The organism is Marinobacter nauticus (assembly GCF_003634635.1).
Taxonomy (GTDB): domain Bacteria; phylum Pseudomonadota; class Gammaproteobacteria; order Pseudomonadales; family Oleiphilaceae; genus Marinobacter; species Marinobacter nauticus.
The window spans coordinates 437,503-454,280 of record NZ_RBJB01000003.1 but is presented as its reverse complement, the minus strand read 5'-3'; the positions used below and the strand labels follow the sequence as shown (position 1 = coordinate 454,280).

At 57.7% G+C, this 16,778-nt stretch carries 16 protein-coding genes; 9 read left to right on the top strand and 7 right to left on the bottom strand.

The annotated features are described in order from the left end of the window. The first annotated feature begins 145 nt into the window (after positions 1–145). From C7436_RS08060 to C7436_RS08040, 5 genes are all read left to right on the top strand, one after another. A complete protein-coding gene (locus C7436_RS08060; protein WP_121207382.1) occupies positions 146–1,576 on the top strand; it encodes a DUF5666 domain-containing protein in 1,431 nt (476 codons plus the stop codon). Positions 1,577–1,655: 79 nt separating this feature from the next. Continuing rightward, positions 1,656–2,501: a DUF6502 family protein gene (locus C7436_RS08055; protein WP_121207380.1), complete on the top strand. Its 846-nt coding sequence runs from the start codon at positions 1,656–1,658 to the stop codon at positions 2,499–2,501. Further along, complete coding sequence (locus C7436_RS08050) at positions 2,498–2,899, top strand: hypothetical protein (protein WP_022992423.1); 402 nt, start codon at positions 2,498–2,500, stop codon at positions 2,897–2,899. The genes C7436_RS08055 and C7436_RS08050 overlap by 4 nt, the downstream gene beginning before the upstream one ends. 39 nt (positions 2,900–2,938) lie before the next feature. After that, positions 2,939–4,441: a DUF5666 domain-containing protein gene (locus tag C7436_RS08045; RefSeq protein WP_121207378.1), complete on the top strand. Its 1,503-nt coding sequence runs from the start codon at positions 2,939–2,941 to the stop codon at positions 4,439–4,441. A gap of 3 nt (positions 4,442–4,444) precedes the next feature. Next, positions 4,445–5,038, top strand: a complete 594-nt coding sequence (locus C7436_RS08040; RefSeq protein WP_121207377.1) for an acyl carrier protein phosphodiesterase — start codon at positions 4,445–4,447, stop codon at positions 5,036–5,038. On the opposite strand, the gene C7436_RS08035 is transcribed toward C7436_RS08040, so the two are convergent. Then, the gene (locus C7436_RS08035) at positions 5,021–5,986 is read right to left on the bottom strand and encodes an NAD(P)H-dependent flavin oxidoreductase (protein ID WP_121207375.1); all 966 of its coding nucleotides are present in this window, start codon (positions 5,984–5,986) and stop codon (positions 5,021–5,023) included. The genes C7436_RS08040 and C7436_RS08035 overlap by 18 nt on opposite strands. Before the next feature lie 123 nt (positions 5,987–6,109). Here C7436_RS08035 and C7436_RS08030 point away from each other — a divergent pair, with 123 nt between their 5' ends. From C7436_RS08030 to C7436_RS08020, 3 genes are all read left to right on the top strand, one after another. Then, a complete protein-coding gene (locus C7436_RS08030; RefSeq protein WP_121207373.1) occupies positions 6,110–6,838 on the top strand; it encodes a DsbA family protein in 729 nt (242 codons plus the stop codon). A 122-nt stretch (positions 6,839–6,960) separates the two neighbouring features. After that, a complete protein-coding gene (gene trhO / locus C7436_RS08025) occupies positions 6,961–7,980 on the top strand; it encodes an oxygen-dependent tRNA uridine(34) hydroxylase TrhO (protein ID WP_011786454.1) in 1,020 nt (339 codons plus the stop codon). A gap of 23 nt (positions 7,981–8,003) precedes the next feature. Next, positions 8,004–8,735, top strand: coding sequence for a DUF481 domain-containing protein (locus tag C7436_RS08020; protein ID WP_121207371.1), 732 nt, complete (start codon positions 8,004–8,006; stop codon positions 8,733–8,735). Positions 8,736–8,801: 66 nt separating this feature from the next. Here the strand turns inward: C7436_RS08020 and C7436_RS08015 are convergent, their stop codons facing one another. The 5 genes from C7436_RS08015 to C7436_RS07995 all read right to left on the bottom strand — a co-directional run bounded on the left by C7436_RS08015 (position 8,802) and on the right by C7436_RS07995 (position 15,048). Beyond that, positions 8,802–9,749 (bottom strand): YbgA family protein, encoded by a 948-nt coding sequence (locus C7436_RS08015; protein WP_121207901.1) that lies wholly within the window; start codon positions 9,747–9,749, stop codon positions 8,802–8,804. An 87-nt stretch (positions 9,750–9,836) separates the two neighbouring features. Continuing rightward, entirely contained in the window at positions 9,837–12,068 is a 2,232-nt protein-coding gene (locus C7436_RS08010; RefSeq protein ID WP_121207369.1) for a glycosyltransferase, read from the bottom strand. Continuing rightward, positions 12,065–13,123 (bottom strand): lysylphosphatidylglycerol synthase transmembrane domain-containing protein, encoded by a 1,059-nt coding sequence (locus tag C7436_RS08005; RefSeq protein ID WP_011786450.1) that lies wholly within the window; start codon positions 13,121–13,123, stop codon positions 12,065–12,067. Before C7436_RS08005 ends, C7436_RS08010 begins: the two co-directional genes overlap by 4 nt. Before the next feature lie 64 nt (positions 13,124–13,187). Further along, positions 13,188–14,204 (bottom strand): DUF6160 family protein, encoded by a 1,017-nt coding sequence (locus C7436_RS08000; RefSeq protein ID WP_121207367.1) that lies wholly within the window; start codon positions 14,202–14,204, stop codon positions 13,188–13,190. A 187-nt stretch (positions 14,205–14,391) separates the two neighbouring features. Continuing rightward, a complete protein-coding gene (locus C7436_RS07995) occupies positions 14,392–15,048 on the bottom strand; it encodes a GntR family transcriptional regulator (protein ID WP_121207365.1) in 657 nt (218 codons plus the stop codon). Positions 15,049–15,201: 153 nt separating this feature from the next. On the opposite strand from C7436_RS07995, the gene gloA reads away from it, so the two are divergent. Next, entirely contained in the window at positions 15,202–15,750 is a 549-nt protein-coding gene (gene gloA / locus C7436_RS07990) for a lactoylglutathione lyase (protein ID WP_011786447.1), read from the top strand. A 27-nt stretch (positions 15,751–15,777) separates the two neighbouring features. Here gloA and C7436_RS07985 read toward each other — a convergent pair whose 3' ends face one another. Further along, complete coding sequence (locus tag C7436_RS07985; protein ID WP_011786446.1) at positions 15,778–16,722, bottom strand: DMT family transporter; 945 nt, start codon at positions 16,720–16,722, stop codon at positions 15,778–15,780. Positions 16,723–16,778: the final 56 nt, after the last annotated feature.

Below are 16,778 nucleotides of genomic sequence, written 5' to 3'. Positions count from 1 at the left end.
GATTCACGAAATTTTCATCTTTCCTGACTGGACAAATTCAAAATTTGGGATTATTTTCCCATTTAATGAATTGGGAAAAATATCCCAATTATTGTGGTGCTGAAAAAACGCGCCGGATTCTGTCAAATCAGTCGGGAGAAGGAAGATGAAGCGCAACGGACTTTCAAAAGCGATCAAGTTGGTTCTGGTTGGTACCTTGGCCGGCGGCCTGGCCGCCTGTGGTGGCGGTGGCTCCGGCTCCTCCGGTTCAGTAGGTGCAAGTGGCAATGCCGAGGGCACCAGTGTTGGTGCGGTGACCGGTTTTGGTAGCGTGTATGTCAACGGAATCCGGTTTGCGACCGATGGCAGCGTTAGCAGTGACGACGGCATTGAGCGTGAGGGCCAGCTTGAAAAAGGCATGGTGCTGAAAATCAAAGGTGGCTGGGACGAGCGGGGCCAGGGCCAGGCCGACGCTGTGTTCTATGACGACACCCTGAGGGGGCCGCTGGTTGCGGCAACCTGGGATGCCACCGCCAGCACCGGACAGCTGGAGTTGCTGGGGCAGTTGGTTGTGCTTAACAACCAGACGGTATTCCGCGGAGCCACACCGGTTGAGCTTGCGGCCGCGCCTGCCAATTATCGGGTTCGGGTAAGCGGCTGGCGGCTGGATGACGGCAGCTTCCGGGCCAGCTTCGTGGGTGCTCGTCTGCTGGGCTCGGATTTTGACGATGTGAATGAGGCTGAACTTGAAGGCGTGGTCCAGAACCTGGATGCGCAGTTGCAGACCTTCACCATCAACGGTTTTACAGTGGATTACACCAGCGCGGTCGCGGATGACGATTTCAGTCTGGACCAACTGGAGAACGGGCTCGCGGTTGAAGTGGAAGGTCAGCTCAACGCAGACGGCGATGTCCTGCTCGCCGAAGAAATTGATGATGAGGACGACCTGTTTGACGATAACGACGACGTTGAAATTTCCGGTGATATCTACGATTTCGATGCGTCTGCCCGCACCTTCCGGATTAATGGCGTGCTGGTTCAACTGAATGCTGAGACTGAGTTTGACGACATCAGCGAGGGCAGCCTCCAGGATGGCGTGTTCGTGAAAGTCGAGGGTGATTTCCGCAACAACACCCTGCTGGCGGAAGAAATGGAAGGCCGGGAAGGCGATGCGGAACTGGACGGCATCATCCAGCAGATCGATCTGGACAATGAATTGCTGGTGGTCAGTGGCGTTCGCGTTCAACTCACCGCCAATACCCTGATCGACGACGATGACAGCGATAACGACCTGCGTAATCGGGTTGATGACATCAACGCCTTCAGCGTTGGGGACTATGTTGAGGTGGAAGGTCGTCAGCGTACTGATCACCTTGAAGCCTTCACCATTGAGCGGGAAGACAGCGACGAAGATGAAAACTTTGAGCTGGAGGCCAGAATCGATGCCATTTCTGATACGTCACTGACGGTGATGAATCTTGAAATCTTGCTGAATGGCTTCAGCGTTGCGGGCCTTCAGGTTGGTGATGAAGCCGAGGTTGAGTACGACCAGACCATCGGCGGAGAGTATGTGTTGACCGCAAACCCCGAAAACTGAGGTCGAAGGACACGGGTTGCGGGGGATACCGCAACCTGTGTCTGGTTTTCCGGGGCAAGATGGGAATACAATCCCAAACATGACTGATGCCAAATCCAATCCCCTGCACCAAGCGCTGTTCCGCATTTTGCGCCCGATGGCCAGACTGCTGTTGCGCAATGGCGTTCCGTTCGGCGAATTCTCTGAGCTGGTGAAAAGGGCGTATGTGGAGGCTGCGCTGGAGGATTTCTCTGACGGGCGCCGCAAACCAACCGATTCCAGAGCGGCAGTGATGACAGGCCTGACCCGCAAAGAAGTGCGAAAACAACGAGAGATATTGGCGGGGCAAAGCCCGGTCAGTGAACGAACCTCTCATGCCAATCGCGCTTCGCGTGTGGTGTCCGGATGGGTGCACGATGAGACCTATCAGGCAGCGAATGGACAGCCCGCGGTACTGGCATTCGAGGGCGCCGGGAGCTTCAGTGAGCTGGTTCGAAAATACAGTGGCGATATGACCCCCAGAGCGGTACTGGATGAGCTCCAGCGGGTGGGGGTAGTCGCGGTTGAACCGGATAGTGGGTTCCTGATCCTGAAACAGCGGGCGTATGTGCCGGCCGGAGACAGCGAAGAAATGCTCCAGATCTTCGGAGAAGACGTATCTGATCTTGTAGCCACTATTGATCACAATCTGGTGAGTCGGGATGTCGGGCGTGAGCCGCTGTTCCAGCGCACCCTGACCTATAATGAAATACCACCTGAGGTGATTACTGCGTGGCGTGAACAAGCCGCAAGGCAGTCCCAGGCCCTGCTGGAAGATCTGGACAGCTGGTTAGGGCCTCACGACCGGGGAGTATCCGGCCAGGAGGGCGGCGAATCGGTACGGACCGGCGTCAGCATTTTCTATTTTGAAGAGCCGGTTCAGACGAACAAGAGCGGAGACGAATGATGATGGCTCTTAATGTCCCGACCGGACAACCCCCGCGCTGGCAAACCACCGAACTGGTCAGCATGCTGCTTTCGCCGGGTGCCCGTCAGGTGGTGAGATACTGGCTGAGTTCCGAGCATTTCCTGGATGAGCAGAAACACCCGAAGGTGGTGCTTGCAACGCCCCATGAACCCCATTCCTTTGTTGATCTGGTGCAAATCGCCAACCCAAACCTGGTGCCTTCTGTCGTGCTTGCGGAACTGCTTCGAAAGGGCATTGTGGAAACCCTGGAGAGCGGTCACGTTCTGTTAAAGAGAAGCGCTTACGCTCCCTGGGGTGCTACCGGTTCACTGAGCCTGGGCAATTACGATGATTTTGTTGACATCGACAAGCTACGACGACGCCACAACGACAGCTGACAATCAGTGGCGGGCCCGGATGGCCTGCAGGAGAGAACAATGTTCAGAGCAGTAACGCTTCACAGAATGCTGAAACTGGCCGCCGCACCGATCGCACTCGGCGTGTTGAGTGCCTGCGGCGGTGGTGGCGGTGGTGTCGACGTTGCCGACGGCGGCATCCGAGGCACTGGCTCCAGCGTTGGGCCGGTTTCCGGTTTCGGCAGTGTCTTCGTCAATGGCGTGAAGTTTGAGACGGATGGTCGCGTCAGCAGTGATGACGGCATTGAACGTGAAGACCAGTTACAGGAAGGCATGATCCTGAGGATCGAAGGCGAGTGGCGGGTTGATGGCCGGGGGAATGCGGAGTCGGTCGAGTACGACGATACCTTCCGTGGGCGTGTGGACAATCTGATTCAGACCCCGGATGCCGACGGTATGGTCGAATCAGTGCAGTTCACCATCTATGAGCAAACTGTGGTTGCCGACCAGCAGACGGTGTTCAAGGACATTGCGCTTGAAACCCTGGCAGATGGCGCTTTCGTGCGCATCAGTGGCTGGCGTGAACCGGACCCCAACGGTCGGTACCGGGCAAGCCACATTGGTTTGATGACGCAGGATGAAACCAACGTAGAGATTGAAGGCCGCATCGACGAGGGTTCATTGCAGCTGAATCTGAATCAGTTCAGCATTAACGGGCAGTTGGTCTCGTACACTGACAGCGCGTTCGCCGGGTCGCTGACGGAAGCCGATCTGGCGGATCTTCTGCTGGTGGAGGCCGAAGGTACGATCTCCAATGGCGTATTGATTGCCCGGGAAATCGATGAAGGCGAAACCCGTCGCTACCGTCGGGGCTCCGGCGATGACATTGAGTTTTCAGGCCCCGTGAGCACCGACTACAACGCATCGACCCGATCCTTCCACATCAACGGCCTGATTGTCTTTGTCGACGACAACACCGAGTTTGATGATGGTTTGTCGGCCTCGGATCTGACCGCCGGCATGCTGATACAGGTTGAGGGGGATTTCCAGGACAATGGCTCCGTACTGGCTGAAGAAATTGAAGCTCGTGAAGGCAACGCGTCAGTAGACGGTGTCCTCGACGTCAACACGCTCAACTTCAACGACCAGACCTTCCGGATTGGTGGTGTGTTGGTGCAGCTCACGCCACGGACGATCATCACCGACGATGACAGCGATCTGCGCCTGAAACTGGCGGACCTGAACGGCAGTTATCAGGTAGAAGTGGAAGGTATTGAGCGGCAGTCCGGCTCTGGCGTTGTGCTTGAAGCGATAAAGGTTGAGCGCAATGAGGAAGACAATGGGCCAGCGGCGGATCGCGAGTATGAAAGCCAGGGTCAGCTCACGCACGTTCAGGGGACCGTGTTTACGGTACTGGGAATTGATGTGCAAACCACGATAGATACCCAGTTCGAAGGCACCAGCCGCGACGAGTTGATTGATGCCTTCGATGCCGGGCAGCGGCCGGTACTTGAGGTAGAGTATAGTGAGCCAACACCGGGCAACTTCGTGGCCGATGAAATCGAACTGGAAAGCGAAGACTGAGCCATGAACCACCTCGCCCACACCTTCCTCGCCCCGGACTCACCGGAGGCGAGAGTGGGCAGTATTCTCGGGGATTTCACCCGGGGACTGGACTGGGATCATGTGCCGTCGCCGGTGCTCGAGGGCGTGCGGCACCACCTGGCGGTTGATGTATTCACCGATCAGCATCCGCAGGTGCTGGCCAGTAAAAGCCTGTTCTCAAGGGAGCGCCGGCGCTTTGCCGGCGTGGCCCTGGATATCCTCTACGACCACTTCCTGCTCCGGCACTGGGAGCAGTTCAGCGACTGGGATAAAGATACCTTCATCCGGACTGTATATCAGGAACTGCAAAGCCATCGGGCCCTTATGCCCGACAACATGGCTGTGGTGACCCGCCGCATGGTCGAACACGACTGGTTTGGCGCCTATCAGGATCTGGATAACATCGGCTATGCCCTCGATCGCGTGGCCAGCCGAATCCGCTTTGCCAACCGGTTTACCGGCATCATCGACGAAATCCGGGCCAACGAATCGGAACTGGAGGAACATTTTCTGGCCTTCTTTCCGGAACTTCAGGCCTTCGCCAACCGCTATCCGGAATCATCCCATCAGGCGTGAACGGGCCTGCTGATACTCCGCTTCCAGACACTGAACCAGTGCTTCAACCGACACCACATCGTTAATCTGACTCACACCCTGACCGGCGGACCAGACGGTCTTCCAGGCCTTGGCCTCATCGTCCATGGGCTTGAGCTTCTCGCCGTAATTCACATCGCCGGCCTGGTTCAGCTTCTGCATATCAAAGCCAGCGGCCTCCAGGCTCTGGCGCATAAAACTGGCCGGTACACCGGACACCGCCGGGGTATGGATGATATCCGCTGATACGGCTTCGATGATCATGTTCCGGTAGGCATCCTCTGCTTCGGATTCCTCGGTATTGATAAACCGTGTCCCCATATAGGCCAGATCCGCCCCCAGTGCCTGGGCTGCCAACAGATCCTCTCCGTGCGACAAACCGCCGGCCAGCAAAATGGTGCCATCGAACACCTCACGGATTTCATGCACCAGTACAAACGGATTGGTGGTACCGGCATGGCCACCGGCGCCGGCGCTGACCGCAATGATGCCATCCACCCCGGCTTCCGCCGCCTTGCGGGCGTGTTTCTGATTGGTGACATCGTGGAATACCAGCCCGCCGTAACTGTGCACGGCTTCCACCACCTGACTGGCCGCTCCCAGGGAGGTAATGACAATTGGCACCTGATGCTTTACGCACAGCTCAAGATCCGCTTGCCAGCGCGGGTTGGTGCGGTGAACCACCAGATTCACGGCATAGGGCGCGGTTGTCGCGCTTGGTTGCTGCGCTTGCCATTGCGCCAGCTCGTCATTCATCTGCACCAGCCATTGCTCGAAACCCTCACTGCTGCGCTGGTTCAGGGCCGGAAAACTGCCCACGATGCCGGCTTTGCAACAGGCAAGGGCCAGGCGGGGTGAGGAAATCAGGAACATGGGGGCGGTAATTAACGGAAGACGAAGCTGATTTTGGAGCTGTGCGGGAATTGGCATGTTGAGTCCTTGATTTTTATTGGAACTTTCTCAAGCTATGGGGGATCTTAGCCTGTTCCCGCAGAGCCGCGAAACCGGTTTTCTGAGATAGTGTGTTATTAACCTCCAGACAAGGAGCCCGTCATGGGTGAAGCAAAACGACGTAAACAGACCGGCGCCCCCTCGCCGCGCAACACGCAGCGCCGCAAATCACTGATCATCGTCCTGTCACTGGTGATCGGGGTGGCCGTCATCGCCGGCCTGTATTTCGTCACCAAACCACCGGCACCCAGCTCCGAGGCACTTCCCGTGGCGGCCCCCAACGCCGACGAATTCCCGGCCATTGTCGACCAGTACGGTGTCTCCGTTGGCAACGAAGACGCGCCGGTTGTCGTCCGCGAGTTCGCCGACTACCAGTGCCCGGCCTGCGCCCGCTTCGCCGAAGCCAGCCAGCGCCTCAAGAAAGAATATGTGGAGTCCGGTAAAGTCCGTTTCGTCTATTTCGACCTGCCTCTGCGCCAGCACCAGAACGCCATGCCCGCCGCCCTGGCCGCCCGTTGTGCGGGCGATCAGGACCAGTACTGGGCCATGCACGACAAACTTTACGGTTCCCAGATCGACTGGAGTGGTTCCAACGATCCGACGGCCACCTTCACCCGCTACGCCAATGAGCTCGGCCTGGAAGAACGCCGCTTCCGTCGTTGCATGGAAACCGAATTGCACCGGGAAGCTGTCGAACAGAGCCTGCAAGTGGCTGTCCAGCTTCGGGTCGCCAGCACACCCACGGTCATGGTCGACAACATCCAGTTGACACGGCCCGGCTGGGGCCAGTTGTCGGCGGTTGTAGAACGGGAGTTGGCCAAAGCGGAGTAATGCGGCCATCCGCAACTTGCATCGGGGGCCTGGTTGATTAAACTTTGCCCCCTCGCGCCCACCGGCCGTGACAAATATCAAATCATGCTCCGGATTTACGATCCGGCTCGCAGGAGAAAACCATGAGCAACGAAATCGTCGTCTGCGCACTCTACAAGTTCGCGGTCCTCAATGATTACAAAGATCTACGCCAGCCCTTGCTGAACCTGATGCTGGAAAAAGGCGTGCACGGCACCCTGCTGCTGGCCCGCGAAGGCATCAACGGAACCATCGCCGGCAGCCGAGAAGGCATCGACGCTGTGAAAGCGTGGATTGGCAAAGACGACCGCTTCAACGGCATCGACTACAAAGAATCCTTCGTCGATATCCAGCCGTTCAAACGCACCAAGGTCAAACTCAAGAAAGAAATCGTCACCATGGGCGTCGATGGCATCGACCCCAAGCGGATTGTCGGCACCTACGTGGAGCCGCAACAATGGAACGATCTGATCTCTGATCCGGACGTTGTCCTGGTCGACACCCGTAACCAGTACGAAGTCGAGATCGGTACCTTCAAAAACGCCGTCAATCCGGCCACTGACACCTTCCGCGAGTTTCCTGAGTATGTGAAGCAGAACCTCGACCCGCAGAAGCACAAGAAAGTCGCCATGTTCTGCACCGGCGGTATCCGCTGCGAGAAGTCTACGGCCTATCTGAAAGAGCAGGGCTTCGAAGAGGTGTATCACCTCAAGGGCGGCATCCTGAAGTACCTGGAAGAGGTTCCTCAGGAGCAGAGTCTGTGGCAGGGTGAGTGTTTCGTATTTGACGACCGGGTAACGGTGAATCACAACCTGGAACGTGGCGAATACGACCAGTGCCACGCCTGTCGCCGGCCGATTACCGAGGCCGACAAACAGCGCCCGGAATACGAACAGGGTGTCAGTTGCCATCAGTGCATCGACAGCCTGACCGAAGAACAGAAAGCCCGTTTCAAGGAGCGTGAGCGCCAGATGCGCCTGGCCCGTGAGCGGGGAGAAGAACACGTCGGCGGCGAGGCCGCACGCATTATTGCTGAGCGAAAGGCCCGCAAGAAGGCCGAACGGGAAGCTCAGGCGCGCAGGAGTCTGGAGGGGGAAAAGCAGCGTAAGTCTGCTGTGAATTAACAGCCCCTGAGTAAGGAGACAGTATGTTGATCAGAAAACCCCTGGCGGTTGCCTGCCTGGTGGTGGCCCCCGTGGCCTGGGCCCAGGAAAGCGGCAACGTCGAAGGTGAGGCTGAGCTTGGCATTTTGCTGACCTCTGGCAACACCGAAGAAACCAAGGTGAATGGTCGGCTGGCTCTCAAACATGAGACAACGATGTGGCGGAATACCGGCGAGTTCAGTTCCCGGTACACTGAAGCCGATGAAGAAACCACGGCAGAGGAGTATCAGGTTGCGCTGGAATCCGACTACAAGTTCGATGAGCAACAATACTGGTTTGTCAGAGGTTCCTGGGAAGACGATCGTTTCTCCGGTTACGACTTCGAGTCTACCTTGAGCACTGGTTACGGAAACCGAGTCTGGCAGGTGGGAGAGCGATCGTTCCTCGACCTTTCTGGAGGCCTGGGTTATCGGTATAACAAGCTTGAAGAGGTGAATGACGATGGCGACGACGCTGAAAAGGAAGCGATCGCAAGATTAGCCGCCCATTTCGACTACGCCTTATCGGACACCGCCCTGTTCCGGCAGAAGCTCAGTACCGAAATTGGACTGGATGAGAACAACACCATCAGCCAGTCCGAAACGTCCCTGCAAACCAGTATCGTGGGGTCGCTGTCGATGAAAGCGGCGTTCCGGGTAAAGCATGTATCCGATGCGCCCGCCGGTACTGAAAAGACTGACACAGAAACCTCGTTGTCGTTGCTGTACGGGTTCTGACACACCCGGTAGCCACAAACAAAAACGGGGCAGGGGAATAATCCTCTGCCCCGTTTGTTTTTGGGGTTACACGTTGTTTCTCAGGCCCAGTTCGTCCGGGTAGGGCGTCAGGTATTTCTGGGAGTGCAGGTAGTCTACCGGTTCCTTACGTTGGGCCAGGCGCAGCAGCGTCATGGGCACCACCAGAGGTATCTCACCGCGCCGGTAGGCTTCGATCTGCTCCAGCAGCACGGTTTTTTCCTCGGCCGACATGCCTTCTTTCAGAAAACCCAGCAGATGCTGCATGGCATTCACATGCGAACCACGGCTTACCCGTTGGGTCATGGCTTCCATGAACTGATGGATGTAGCGGTCGGCAATCTGTTCCAGGGGTTCGGATTTGAGGTCGCCCAGCATCGGGCCAAGTTGCCGGTAGATCTTTTCTGAATGGGCCAGCAGCGTGAACTTGTGGCGGGTGTGGAAATCAATCAGCGCCTGCTTGGTCAGGTTTTCGCCTGCCACGTTCTGCATCCAGTCGTCGTAGGCAAATACCCGTTCAATGAAGTTTTCCCGCAGCATGTCATCGTGCAGGCGGCCTTCCTCTTCCACCGGCATCAGCGGGTAGGCTTTCATCAGCGCTTCGGCGAACATACCGCGGCCATCCCTGTGCATGAAACTGCCTTCGGCGTTGTGAATCTTGATGCGCTCCATGCCGCAACTGGGCGATTTCGCCATCAGGATGTAGCCGCGAAGGTTGGCCAGCGAGGGTAGGACGTCGGCAATGAAGTTCTGCATGCCTTCGGTGTGGTCTTTGCTGCCCTTGCTTTCCACCAGGTGAAGACCGTCTTCATGCTCCCGCAGATGAATGGCGGGGCGGGGAACGCCAAGGCCGGCTTCAAGTTCCGGACAGATAGAGCGGAACTCGAAGTGCTTTGCCAGCACCTGAGTGCAGTAGCGGGAGTGTTTGTGGCCGCCGTCGTGCCGAACTTCCTTGCCCAACAGGCAAGTGCTGATGCCAACCGGTATACCGCTCACAGGCTTCTCCAATACACAAAAGTGACGTTACTGATACCGCTTACGTTCATTCAGTGTAAACCGATCAGAGCAATGCACCCAAGGTACTCATGAAGACGTTTTGTTACGTTTCTCCCGGGCAGCCAGGCTGGTCGCGTAAATGCCCCGGACATCCCGGGCAAATTGCTCGATGGAATAATCCTCGGCAAAGGCCCGGGCTTTGTCCGACAGCTCGGTGCGCAGTTTGTCGTTCTCAAGCAGCTGTCGGGCTTTCTCAATCCAGCGGGCCTGGTTCTCCGGAGTCTTGTAGCCGTTCAGGCCGTCCCGAACCACATCTTCAATACCGCTGGAGCGAACCGCCACCACCGGCAGCCCGGCAGACATGGCTTCCAGAATTACCATGCCCTGGGTCTCGGATTTGGAGGCGAACAGGAAGGCATCGCCAAGGTTGTACCAGAGCGCCATCTCCTCCGGCTGAACCGCGCCCACCAGGGTAAAGTGAGAGCCCAGCTCCAGGCTGTCAATTTTCTTCTGTAGCCGGTCCCTCTGGTGGCCATCGCCAATCATCAGAAACCGGAACGGCACGTCGCTTTCCTGCCGCAGCCGGTCGATGGCTTCGATCATGAAGTCGATGTTCTTTTCGTTGGAAAGCCGGGCCACGCTGATAAAGACCTTCTCGTTGCTCAGCCCCAGTTTTTTCCGGAGTGCCTCCACGTCTGCGGGCTTCACAGCCTGGAAACGCTCGTACTCGATACCGGTGGGTTGTACGAAGGTGGGCGTGGTCACCCCGATCATCCGCAGGTATTCCTCGGTGGAGTAGGTAGGCACGATCACGCCATCGCAGCGGTTGGCGAAGCGTTTGATCAGAGCGTGGGAAATCAGGTTCCGGAACAGCATCCCGGGCAGGGGGACAAAGTGAGCGTAGTGCTCCAGACGGGTGTGATAGGTATAGACGGCCGGAATACGCAGCTGACGGGCCATAAACAGCCCCAGACTACCCAGCCAGAACGGATGATGCAGGTGAATCACATCCGGCCGGAAGCCCCGCACCTGCTTGCGGATACGGGCCAGGAAAATATTGGCCAGACGGAATTCCCGTTTCTCGCCCATGGCCAGCAGTGAGGGTACCCGCACTACCGCATCTTCCTGGCTGGGCTGGTCGCGATACCGAGGCGCGACAATCTGGGTACTATCTCCCAGATGTTCCAGGCCACGGCGCAGCCGTTCAATGGAAATCGGAACCCCGCCAATGAAAGGCAGATAGTTGTTGGTGAACATGGTGACCCGCAACGGCTTTTCGAGCCACGGGGTGGGGTCCAGGTCGTAATCCGGGTAGTAATCCTTGCCGATGAAGATGATCTGGTAAAGCTTGATGGTCAGTGCCACAAACACCGAGACGATCAGGATGAAGTTCAGATAGCCGGTGTAGAACAGGGAATACACAAAGAACCACAAGCTTTCCAGGCGTTTCCAGACCGGATGCTGGCCCACTTCCAGACGCTCCATCTGATAGCTGACGTCGCCGTCTGGAGAGACCCGTACGTCCACGTAGTGGTAGAAGCTATCCTCCGTATTCAGCACCAGCCCGCCGGCACCCCCGGTGGTGATGTAGGGCGTGCCATCCACCACCTGCTCGTCAAAAAGCGACAGGTTGGCCGAAAACACCAGGTCGATGCCTTGCTCCCGAATCAGCTGCAGCAGCTCCTCCCGGAAGGCGGGAGGTTGCAGGTAGTCGTCTTCATCGTCGAACAGGGCTGGTGTTTCCGGTTGCAGAAGCGGGTGGCCAATAAACAGGATGTGTGCGTTGCTGGTGTCGTGGGCCAGAAGATCCCGGAGCCAGCGAATCTGCCAGCGCCAGGGCGTTTTCCCGGTGCTGTCCAGGAAGATCAGCCGGGTATTACCGGCCCGCACACTGTAGAAATGGGGCCCGAAATGATCATAAAACCGGAAACTGCCAAAATTCTCGTATTCGTGCGGGCCGAAGGTGAGCAGATAGGGAATGTCCAGGTGGCTCAGGGTGCCATACAGTGCCCGGTATTTATCCTCGCCACCGCCGCTCACGGCATTGCCGGACGACACCAGAAAGTCCACACCGGCCTGATTCAGGGTCGGGATAAAACGGCGCTCGAAGATACCCACGGAATTGTTGATGTTGCCCACCACCGCAAAACGGATACCGGAGCCTGGCGGAGTGCGTTGGTGGATGCGTTCAACCTGCTCGCTGTGCAGGGCCTCAAAGTCCTGTTTGAAGAAATTCAGGTATACCTTGTAGCCCACCAGCGCCACCACAATGGCCAGGCACAGATAGAACAGCAGTTTAAGCGGGTTACGACGGATCATTCCGGCCTCCGGTGGCTTTTGATCAGTTCCCTCTGCATCACCAGCAAACCGATAATCATACCGAGATAAATGGTGAGAAAACGCCAGGCAATGGTGACCAGCACCAGGTGATTGCCCGACAGGATATCCCGGAAGAAGCTGCCGAACACGCCTTCCGATATGCCAGAGGCCCCGGGGGTGGGGGAGAAATACATGATGAAGGTGGTTACCACCAGCAAGCCAAGAGTGGTCAGGTAATCCACCTCATAGCCCAGGCCGTGAATCAGCAGGGCGGGAAAACTGAACAGGCTGAGCAGGAACACGGCGGTGAACACTACCGACAGCAGTACGTCCCGTGGCGCGCCCCGGAGGTATTCGCTGAAACACAGGGCAAACCGCAGCATTTCCCGCCGTAATTTGAACTGCCAGCGGTCGTGCCGGCGGTGGTTGATCAGGTGTGCCTTGCGCAGGCCCGCGACAAGAGCGCTCAACGGCAGGATCATCCAGCGTGTCCGGAACAGCAGCACGGCGAAGAATCCCAGATAGAGCGACACAAACACCGCCAGTGCAGTGCCGATACCGGACGACCAGATGCCGCCGTCCAGGGCCTCCAGGCTCAATAGAAAAACCGGTGTCAGTGAGAAAATGAATGCCACCGCGAGTACCGTGCGGATAGTGGTGGCCGCCGTGGCGCGGGCCACGGGCACCCCATGGCGGGTGAGATACCAGATCTGGGCAAACCCGCCCCCGGTGGCCATGGGGGTTACGTTGGAGAAAAACAGATTAATGAACACCAGCCGGAAGATCTTGCGCAATGGCAGCCGGTGCCCCAGCGCCTTGAGGGTGTAGTGCAGGCGCAGACCATCGGCCATGAAGTAGATCAGCAGCAGGGCCGCGACCGGCAACAGCAGAGTGGGAGAAAGCAGGCGATCGTCGAACTGGAAACTGCGGCCGGCGAAGCGGTCGTACACCGCATACAGGCCGGCGCCGGTCATGACCAGGAACAACAGGGCGAAGGCCGTAAGCCGTCGCCAGGAAGTCCGTTTCTGGTAGTTGCTGTCAGTGCTGTTGGTCATGCTCTGCCCGTCTGTTGGTGGCGGGCAGTGTACCCTGTGCAGGGCAGTGCTTGTCCAGTTTGGCTTAGTGACCGTAAACCATCAGATTGGTGTTGGTGATGGCAAAGTCTGTGAACTGGACCGAGCCGATGCTGGTGTCACCCATGCGGAATACCGGCATATCGATATCAGCCCGGAATTCCACATCGTGTACAGAAAGGCCTTCTTTGCCAGAAGCGGCACTGGTGCCCCGGGACAGGTTGGCCTTGGCATGGGCCATACCAAAGTGCCCCAGGGTATCGGCGCCACGGCGGTTATGGATCTGTAGCCCTTCAATGCCAACGGCGGCGAAGTTGAACAGCAGGATCACGTCGGCTGCGTCCCAGTTCAGGCTACCGTTGCTGATTTCGAAATGGGTATCGAGCTGGAGTTCGGAGCCGGACACCACGTTGCCATTGGCCAGGGTGCGCGTGACGCTGCCGTTATTGCGGATAACCAGATCGGTGGGGCCGATGTAGCCCTGCAGCAGGATGTTTGAGAACAGACTGGCACTGCCTTCACTGCCGGTGGTGGTGATGCTGTCGATGGCCAGTTCGAAATCCACCGCCTGCAGATAGTCGGTCAGGCTGGTGGGGTCGCCGTAATCGCTGGCCCCCAGGTGAATCACCAGGTCGCCGCTGTCGAACTGTTTGCCGAAACTGCCACCGACGGAATATTTCGCCAGCGCGTCCGCGACATCGGGATTACTGGTATCGAGCAGGCCAGCGTTGGCGCGGCGTGCTATCTCGGAGAAACCGTGCTCCAGAACCTCGCCACTGCCCGCGATATCAATCGTCAGCTTCATGTTGTCCAGCACGGTATCGTTCTGGCCGGACAATCTCAGGCCGTTGACCCCCAGGGAGCCTTCATCGGTCCAGATCAGGTGATCAATATTGAGTTTGGTTTCCAGTTCAATGGTTACACCGGCCTGGCCAGTCACACCCGCCAGGGTTGTGTCATCCAGCGGCTGGAATTCGGCCATGGCAGGCACGGCTAATGAGGCGCCGGCCATCAGGCTCAGGCAGGCGAGGGATTTTCTGGCCTCAGGAATGAGAAAAGACATGTTGGCCCCGGTTCGTTCGACGATTTGTTGTTATTGATTGATTCAGAACACCTGACGTGTGCTGATCAGCCGCAGGGACAACACAACCAGAGCTGCGGTCGTTAAAAGTTACACATTGTTACTTTAAGCCTGAAGGCGGGGGTGATCTGTGAGGCTGGTCACAACCTGAACAGTCGTGACCGGTGTTTCAATCCAGTGCCTGGCGGATGAGGTTTTTCTGATGTTCGGCGAAGCCTCGGATCAGCTCAGTGGCTTTGGTCGCATCCCTCGCCAACACCGCCTGCGGCAACTCCGAGAAAAACGTACTGGTGGTCGCGAGGCCTTTGCGGTAACGGTCTGCCCCCAGGTAATAGGTTCGGCTCACGGCAGGTTTGAAGTTGGACAGCGCTTCGGTCAGGTAGGGGTTGGCGACGACCTGGCAGCAAGCTTCCATCACGTTAAAGCTGGCTTCCACCACCCGGGTGATGTCGGGTTGGGGCTCTTTTATCCGTTCGACCACCTGCGATACCGCCACCAGTAAACGGTCTTTGTCTGCCTCTTGCCAGCGCTCGCACAGGCGTGAGGCCAGCATCATCAGCAAATGCATATAGACGTCATAGAGCTCCGACGCGTACTCGGCATTCAGCTTGGTGGCAGAGGCTCCCTTCCGTGGTGTGATTTCCACCAGGTGCCATCGCTCCAGGGTATAGAGGGCCTCTTTCACTGATGCCCGGCTCACTTTCAGTTCTGAGGCCAGTGTAGCTTCCTGAATACGCTCTCCGGGACGGATCTGCCCGGTCATGATGCGTTCGGCCAGGAAATTGGCAATCTGCTCTGCCAGAGTATTGGGCACCTGAAAGTCCATAAGGGGCTCTGTCTGCTCGCTGTCGGGTTGTTAGACAAACGTGGAACGGCGGGAGTGTAGCACAGCCGGAGTAATGCCGGTCACTACCTTGAAATCTGCCTGTGGCGCACGCAGGTATATGGTTTGAATCCTCCAAACGTAAGGGAAACCAACATGCCCAAGCATTTTGAGCAGGCCCCGGGCCTGTACGATGACCCCGTTCCCGAAACCGAAGGCTATGTCTTTAACCAGACCATGATGCGCATCAAGGAGCCCGAGCGTTCCATGGACTTCTACACCCGGGTACTGGGCATGCGCCTGGTTCGCAAGCTGGATTTCCCGGAAATGAAGTTCACGCTCTACTTCCTGGGCTACCTGGACGACAAGCAGGCTCAGTTTGTGCCAAATGATGATGGCCACCGGACTACCTACACCTTTGGCCGTGAAGCGATGCTGGAGCTTACCCATAACTGGGGCACCGAAGACGATGCCGACTTTGCCTACCACAACGGCAATGATGAGCCCCAGGGCTTCGGCCATATCGGCATTGCCGTGCCCGATGTGTACGCTGCCTGTGAGCGCTTCGAAAAGCTGGGAGTGGAGTTCGTGAAAAAACCGGACGACGGCAAAATGAAAGGCCTGGCCTTCATCAAAGACCCGGATGGCTACTGGATTGAAATCCTGCAGCCAGACATGCTGGAGAAACAGCGCAAGGACAGCTGATCATCCAGCTGTGCCTGACCCCGGCGTTCAGCTTTCCTGGCTGGCGCCGGGCGCCTTGCCATAGCGCGAGGCGACAATCACCGCCACCGTCAGAATGAATGCGCCCGCAACGCCAATCTGCCCCAGTTCCTCTCCCAGAATCAGCCAGGCCAGCAAGGCAATAAACAAAGGTTCGAGCACGACGACAATGCTGGATACCGTCGCCGGCGTGGTTTTCATCCCGGTAAAAAACAGCAGATAGCCAATGCAGGTGGGCACCACGCCGATGTACAGCACCATCAGCCAGTGCTTTAGCCCCATCGTCTCCAGCCCCGCAAAGCCGCCGCTCAGGGCCACCACGGGCAACAGCAGCAGTGCGGCGGTACCAAAGCAGATAAAGGCGGTGGTAAACACCGGTGTGCCCGTTGAGTTGTAGCGGCTGGTCAGGGTAAAGCCGGTGTATACCGCCGCCGCCAGCAGCGCCATCAGAATGCCTGCCAGTCGCAGGGTGCCGGCGGTGTCCATGTCACTGACTACCAGCATGCCCGTGCCCAGAATCGCGGCAATCGCGGCCAGGATAGTGAGCAGCCCTGGTTTCTCGCCCAGCAATGGGGCAGCCAGAATAGCCACCAGTACCGGTGGCAGGCACAGGGATATCAGGGTGGCAATGCCAGCCCCGGTCAGATCCACCGCCAGCAGATAGCTGCCCTGATAGAACGCCTGGAACAGCCCCAGGGCGGTGAGGGTGAGCATGGCCTTGCCGCTGAGCGAACGCAAAGAGCTACCGGGTACCGTCTGGCCGGGATTACGGGCCACCAGCTGCCGCTGCTCGCGCCGCATCAGTAGCCAGAAGAATGGCAGCGCAACCACCAGGCGTAAAAAACCGAGGGTGATGGCCTCCAGTTCCGTACCGTTGAACAGAAACTTGGCGACAATCCCTGTAGTGGCCCAGAGCAAAGAGGCCAGGGCAATAAGAAGTGCTCCGTGGATCATGACAAACTGCCGGTTGGAGAAACAAACAGGCAAGGGTATCAGCGGTAAGTGCGTGG